This is a genomic window from Mesorhizobium sp. M1338, assembly GCF_040318045.1.
Lineage (GTDB): Bacteria > Pseudomonadota > Alphaproteobacteria > Rhizobiales > Rhizobiaceae > Mesorhizobium.
Window position 1 is genome coordinate 164,322 of sequence record NZ_JAMYLL010000010.1, and the last position, 6,000, is coordinate 170,321.

At 61.0% G+C, this 6,000-nt stretch carries 6 protein-coding genes and 1 pseudogene; 6 read left to right on the forward strand and 1 reads right to left on the reverse strand.

What is annotated here, in order from left to right:
- Positions 1-100: 100 nt before the first annotated feature.
- The 6 genes from NKH19_RS12975 to NKH19_RS13000 all read left to right on the forward strand — a co-directional run bounded on the left by NKH19_RS12975 (position 101) and on the right by NKH19_RS13000 (position 5,561).
- Entirely contained in the window at positions 101-286 is a 186-nt protein-coding gene (locus tag NKH19_RS12975; RefSeq protein WP_352871591.1) for a hypothetical protein, read from the forward strand.
- A gap of 122 nt (positions 287-408) precedes the next feature.
- A complete protein-coding gene (locus NKH19_RS12980) occupies positions 409-1,413 on the forward strand; it encodes a SctD/MshK family protein (RefSeq protein ID WP_352871593.1) in 1,005 nt (334 codons plus the stop codon).
- A complete protein-coding gene (locus tag NKH19_RS12985; protein WP_352871595.1) occupies positions 1,410-1,850 on the forward strand; it encodes a hypothetical protein in 441 nt (146 codons plus the stop codon). Before NKH19_RS12980 ends, NKH19_RS12985 begins: the two co-directional genes overlap by 4 nt.
- Positions 1,851-1,867: 17 nt before the next feature.
- On the forward strand, positions 1,868-2,179 hold the full coding sequence (locus NKH19_RS12990) for a tetratricopeptide repeat protein (RefSeq protein ID WP_352871596.1): 312 nt from the start codon (positions 1,868-1,870) through the stop codon (positions 2,177-2,179).
- Entirely contained in the window at positions 2,176-4,341 is a 2,166-nt protein-coding gene (gene sctV / locus NKH19_RS12995) for a type III secretion system export apparatus subunit SctV (protein WP_352871598.1), read from the forward strand. The genes NKH19_RS12990 and sctV overlap by 4 nt, the downstream gene beginning before the upstream one ends.
- A 179-nt stretch (positions 4,342-4,520) precedes the next feature.
- A complete protein-coding gene (locus tag NKH19_RS13000; protein WP_352871600.1) occupies positions 4,521-5,561 on the forward strand; it encodes an EscU/YscU/HrcU family type III secretion system export apparatus switch protein in 1,041 nt (346 codons plus the stop codon).
- Between the two features lie 200 nt (positions 5,562-5,761).
- On the opposite strand, the pseudogene NKH19_RS13005 reads toward NKH19_RS13000, so the two are convergent.
- Positions 5,762-6,000, reverse strand: a pseudogene (locus NKH19_RS13005) (D-amino-acid oxidase); the annotation flags it as partial.

The following is a 6,000-nucleotide window of genomic DNA, read 5'->3' on the forward strand; positions in this document are numbered from 1 at the left end:
TTCAATTTCGGTCATGCTGCCTTAGAGTGCCTCGGCAACCTGCCGGATCGCAGCGGTGTGAGTCCGGAGTTTGTAACTTGAATAGTCCCTCAAGGAGACAATGATGGCTGCTACCCCTCCCATTACCTCCGGCTCTGCCGGGTCGCCGGAACAGAACCTGGACAAGATGATCAAGCAACAGGAGCGCATGTTCGGGCTGGAGATCACGAAAGAGATCGCGAAATCCCAACATGACATGCTGATGAGCACCGCGAAAACGCTCGGCCAGTCGGCTGAAAAGGCCTAAGGCAGCGGATTTTCGAACCCATACGCCGCCGAAAGCAACCGGCGGCGTACTGCACGGCAGAAACCTTTCAACGCCGTCGTCTGGCTGCATTTGAAATTGTCATCGGCGGGAGATCAAGTTGCATGACCGCTAGGCCTATCGGCAGATATCTGGATGCGGCACCGGCGCGCCGGTTCCGATCGATTATCGCTCCCTCCACGGCAGCACGGCATTCCATCGCGCTTAGCGTAATCCACGGATTTCACGCCGGCGCCGAAATCGATCTGGTCGAGCCGGTCTATACGGTCGGCTCCAGCACGGAGTCGGACATTGTCCTCAGGGATGCAGGCATCGCGCCGATCCATGCAAGGCTGCGGCGTCAGGGCAGCCAGTTTGAAATCGAAGCCGTTGGCGGTGATGTGGCGCTTGCCACGGGAGAGACCATCCACGAGGGACATGGCAGCCGCTGCAGGCTGCCGCTCATCATAAATGTGGGTGATGCCAGTATCCGGCTGGTTAACCCGGCGCGCGGATCGAACCGCTGGCCTGTTTCCAATCGTCCTCTCCTGGTTGCGGGCAGCGTTCTCCTTGCCGTCTTCGCCGTCTCCGTCGCTGCGAACGGGTTCTCTTTCGCCAAGCCAGACATTGGCGAGGAGAAGCTAGCCTCTCAGGACGGCGAACCGATCAGAATGGCCTTCGCCGGCGCGGCAGGGCAAGAAGTGCTGGACGATTCATCGCCGCCGCAAATTCAGAATGCCGCCGCAGCGGCAAGCCAGCTCAAGCAGCATCTCGAGCAGTCGGGCATAAGCGCATTGACCGTTCAGCAATCAACGGGACGCCTCTTGGTCTCGGGGATGATCCCGAATGACAAGAGCGGTGTCTGGACGGAAACGCAATCCTGGTTCGACCAGGCGTTCGGCGCCCACATTGCGCTGGTCTCCAACGTCATGATCGGCAATGCGGAGCAGGCTCCGCGCCTGACGCTGCAGGCAATCTGGTATGGCGAGCGGCCCTACGTCATCGCAGCCGACGGTGCACGCTACCACGAAGGTGCATTCACGAATGACGGCTGGACCATAAAGCATATCGGCGAGACGGAACTTCTCCTGACCAAGGGCGGCGCCACGGTCGCGCTGAAATATCCGTGAGCCGCCGGCTTGAAGGGCCGCGGTTCGACACGGCAAGGGGCGACACACCCGGCCGCGAGGTTCGCCAGGCCGAAAGCGTACGCGGTCAATCGACCAACCGGCGACGGATGAATGGCGTCGACAAAGCCTCAAACCGTGCACAGGGCACGAAGTCGGCCGCTGGTACGGAAAAGACACAAACAGCGGAATTCCAGCCCTCTCCGGGTCAAGCCGGGGAATCGCTCGATGAGATCCTCATCAACTTCGTCATGCCCAGTATTCCCGAGCCAGCCATCCTGCGTCGTTCTGTGCCAATTCTTCAGCATTTCGTAGCGGACCTGGTCCCTGACCTCGAGGGCGGCGAGCAACTCAAGGCACTCGCCAGAACGCTGATGGAGGATGAAATCGAGCGTCATCGCGATCTGCTTGGTCGCATGCAGGAAGGAATCGAAATCTGACCGACCCGCATGAGACGGTGCATCTGCTGCATGTCCTGGGCTATCTCTACGGGTGTCACGGGCAGGCAAAGCGGGGCGCGGCGTACCTGCTTATCGCCGCACAGCTCTCGCCGGGAAATGCCGGCGTGCTCAGGACATTGGCGCACCTGCTCACACTTGATGGCGAGGCGGAAAAGGCGCTTGCCACGATCGCCAGGCTGGAGACCTTGGAAGGAATGGACCATCCGGCGCTTGCCTTGCTGAAGAGCCGCGCCTTGCTGGCGGCCGGGCGCAAGACCGAGGCGCGCAGTGCCTTGCTGAGCTTCCTGTCGCAACGAGGTGTTGAATGACCGTGTCGGAGCGGCTTCTGCAATTCCTGGCGAGGCTGTCACGCCGCAGCGACCTCGTCATCGCCGTCCTGCTGCTGGTCGCCGTGGTGATGATGCTCATCCCATTGCCGACATTCCTCGTCGATATTCTCATCACCGCAAATATCGCCATCAGCGTGCTTATCCTGCTGGCTTCGTTTTACGTCTCTCATCCGCTCCAGTTCTCGTCGCTGCCGTCGGTCATCCTCATCGCCACCCTGTTCCGGCTGGCCATCACAATCACGACAACGCGACTGATCCTGCTCCAGGCCGACGCGGGCGACATCATTACCGCCTTCGGTACCTTCGTCGTCGGCGGCAGTATTGCGGTGGGCCTGGTCATCTTCCTGATCATCACCGTCGCACAGTTCATCGTGGTTGCACGCGGTGCCGAACGCGTCGCCGAGGTGGCCGCGCGCTTCACGCTCGATGCCCTGCCGGGCAAGCAGATGAGTATCGATGCCGAGTTGCGCAACGGCGACATCGATCATGCGGAGGCACGCCGCCTGCGCCAGCAGCTGGAGCGCGAGAGCCAGCTGTTCGGCGCGATGGATGGCGCGATGAAATTCGTCAAGGGCGATGTCATCGCCGGGATCGTGATCATTCTGGTCAACCTTGTCGGTGGTTTCGCCGTTGGGACACTGCAGCACGATATGTCCCTGGGGGACGCGGCTTCCACCTACTCGCTGCTCACCGTGGGCGACGGGCTGGTGGCTCAGATACCGGCACTGCTCGTCGCCGTGGCCGCCGGTACGATGGTGACGCGCGTCGGCAGCGCCGACGGAACGGGAGACCTTGGCCAGCAAATAACCAGCCAGCTGCTGCGGGACTCCCGAGCGCTCGCGCTTGCCGCGGTGATCATGGTTGGCCTTGCCATGGTGCCAGGCTTCCCTGCCGTCGTGTTCCTCATGCTTGGCGCCTGCTTCGGAGCGGGCGCCTACGCAATCAATCGCCGCACTGCCCAGGAATCCGGGCCCAAAGACATCGGCCAGATCGCCACGCCCGAACCAGGAAATTCCGCCTCGCTTTCAGCAATCCCCACCGGAACACTGCCTCCTTCCTATCGCGTCGTGGTCCGCTTCGGAACCGAGCTAGGACGCTCAATCCCGGAGCCCGAGTTTGCCACGCTCGCCGACGGCGTGCGCCGCGAACTGTTCGGCGATCTCGGTGTCGACGTTCCGGCTATCGGCACGCAGGTCGACGAGATGCTTTCACCACGAGGCATCCGCATCGATCTGGAAGGAGCGCCCATCCTGGATGCCGAAATTCCAGCCGACCGCGTTCTTGTCGAAGCGGACGCGACGCATCTCGATCTGCTTGAAGTGACCTACGAAAGAGCTCCTCCGGTTGCCGGTCAGCGCAAATTCGCGTGGGTCGATGACAGCAACATATCGGTGCTGAAGGAAGCCGGCTTCGCCTTCTCCACGCCAGCCGAAACAGCGGCCAAATGGACCGAAAATTCGCTTCGGCTCTATGCCGGCCATTTCGTCGGGATTCAGGAGACACGCAGGCTGCTGTCGGACATGGAGCCGGATTATGCGGACCTGATCAAACAGGCACAGGAGATCGTGCCGCTGCAGAAGATCGCAGAAGTGCTTCGCCGGCTCGTCGATGAAAACGTGCCGATCCGCAATCTGCGCCTGATCCTCGAGGCCCTGATCGAATGGGGCCAGCGCGAACAGGACGTCGTCCTGCTGACGGAATATGTCCGCACATCCCTGAAGCGCCAGATCAGCTTCCGCTCCGCCGGCCGCACCAACATCATCGCCGCCTATGTCCTGCAGCGGTCGGCCGAGGATATCTTGCGAAACGCGGTGCAAAGCACTTCGACCGGGACATTCCTGAATCTTTCCGACGATGATGCGCAGGCCCTGGTCACCGAAATCGAGCGGGCGCTGACGCAGAACTCCACCGACGTCTCACCGGTGGTCCTCGCCGCGATGGATGTGCGGCGTCATATGCGGAGCCTGCTCATACACAATGCCATCGAGCTTCCGGTTCTGTCCTTCCAGGAACTCGCGCAAGAATTCAACGTCCAGCCGCTGGCCACGATCGCGGGCCGCTCGGGCAAGGCCGAGGCGAGCAGTGTCTCCCGGTCGTTGCCATCGGCTCAGCCGAAGGCCGGGCAAGAGGCAACCTCATGACGCCAGCCGGACGGACGGGGACATTTAGGCCTTCGCCTGCACAGCGCCGGTTTTGCTCGTCTGGCAACCGCTCAGCGCCAGCGTGATGACGATTGGCCAGAATACGACATGCAACCGCATATCCACCTCTCCCTATTCAGCGGCCTACTGGAACCACGACAGTGCGATGAGATTGCAACATGACCGAAGAAGCTGAGGAAAAGAAATTACCAGCGTCCGACAAGAAGCTTCGTGACGCCCGCCGCAAAGGCCAGGTTTCGCAAAGCCGCGACCTGGTCTCCGGCTTCACGCTTTTCGCAGCGCTCGCGTATCTCTATTTTTCCTGGCCGATGCTCTTCAGGCGCCTTTCGGAGCTCGTACAAACCGTGACGGTGCCCGGCGGCTCGTTCGGGGAGGTCAGCCTGGGGGCCATTCGCCATTCGCTTTCGTTGCTGATGCTTGCCACATTTCCACTGGTCGGGATCGTTGTCGTTTTTACCGTAGCCTTCGGCATGCTGGGGACGTTCGGACCGGTCTTCTCGTTTGAGCAGCTCAAGCCGCAGTTCGATAACATAAACCCGGCGAAGGGCCTTCAGAAAATCCTGTCGCTGCGCAACGTCATCGAGTTCACCAAAGGCCTGATCAAGGTGGTGTTGCTGGCAAGCCTGTTCGTATTCATCTTGACCGAATGGCTGCAGCCGCTGTTCGATGCGCCAGGCTGTGGTCAGTCATGCCTGGAGCCGATTATCAAGGCGGTGCTGACACCCCTTGGAATTGCCGCCGCCCTGGCCTTTGTCGTTATCGGCTTGATCGATGTTCCCATTCAGCGCTGGCTGTTCCTTCGCGACATGCGCATGACGGCAACCGAATACAAGCGCGAACACAAGGATCTCGAAGGAGATCCATTGATCCGCCATGAACAGCAGCGACAGCGGCGCGAAGCGGTGATGCAACCTGCGAAGCTGGGTGCGAAGAATGCGGTCATCGTCTTCGTGTCCGGCGACCGCGCCGTGGCATTGCGTTACGTCAAAGACGAAACGCCGGTGCCGACGGTCGTTGGCAAGGGTCAAGGCCGCGCGGCCGACGAGATAATGGCTCAGGCGCGCCAGGCAGGTATCCCCATAGTCGAGGATGCGGTAGCCGCCGAAACACTGTTCGAGCAGGCGAACACCGGATCTTATATCGGCCAGCTGATGTTTTCGCCGGTCGTTCGCCATCTCGTCCGGCACGGGCTCACCTGAGGCGACGCAAGTCGGCTGGCTTGGCCAAGATAAACCAGCGTCGAACGAGCGAGGCAGGATCTTTAGGCGAAGGAAGAACGCCGGGTCGCAGTACGCGGGCGAGTCAAACGAGCGCAGGGTTGGGCGAAAAGCACGATCGTCATGAGTTATTCCGGCAACATCGGATCGACCAAGCGGCAGTTCCGATCTTGAATCGATCTTCAAGAAAACCGAGCTGGCCGAAAGCCTGCGAGGAGTGGGTGCTCTCTTCCCGTGGCGATCTCGTCGGCAAGCAGCTCGCCGGCGATCAGGCCAAGCGTTGCGCCGCTGTGGCTGAAGGCGACGTGGTATCCCTTGATGTCCTTCAACCGGCCGAATACCGGCTCGCCATCTCCGGGAATCGGCTTGGGGCCGACACCGTAGCTTTCCAATTCCAGCTTCGGATGGCCTTCCAGAACCT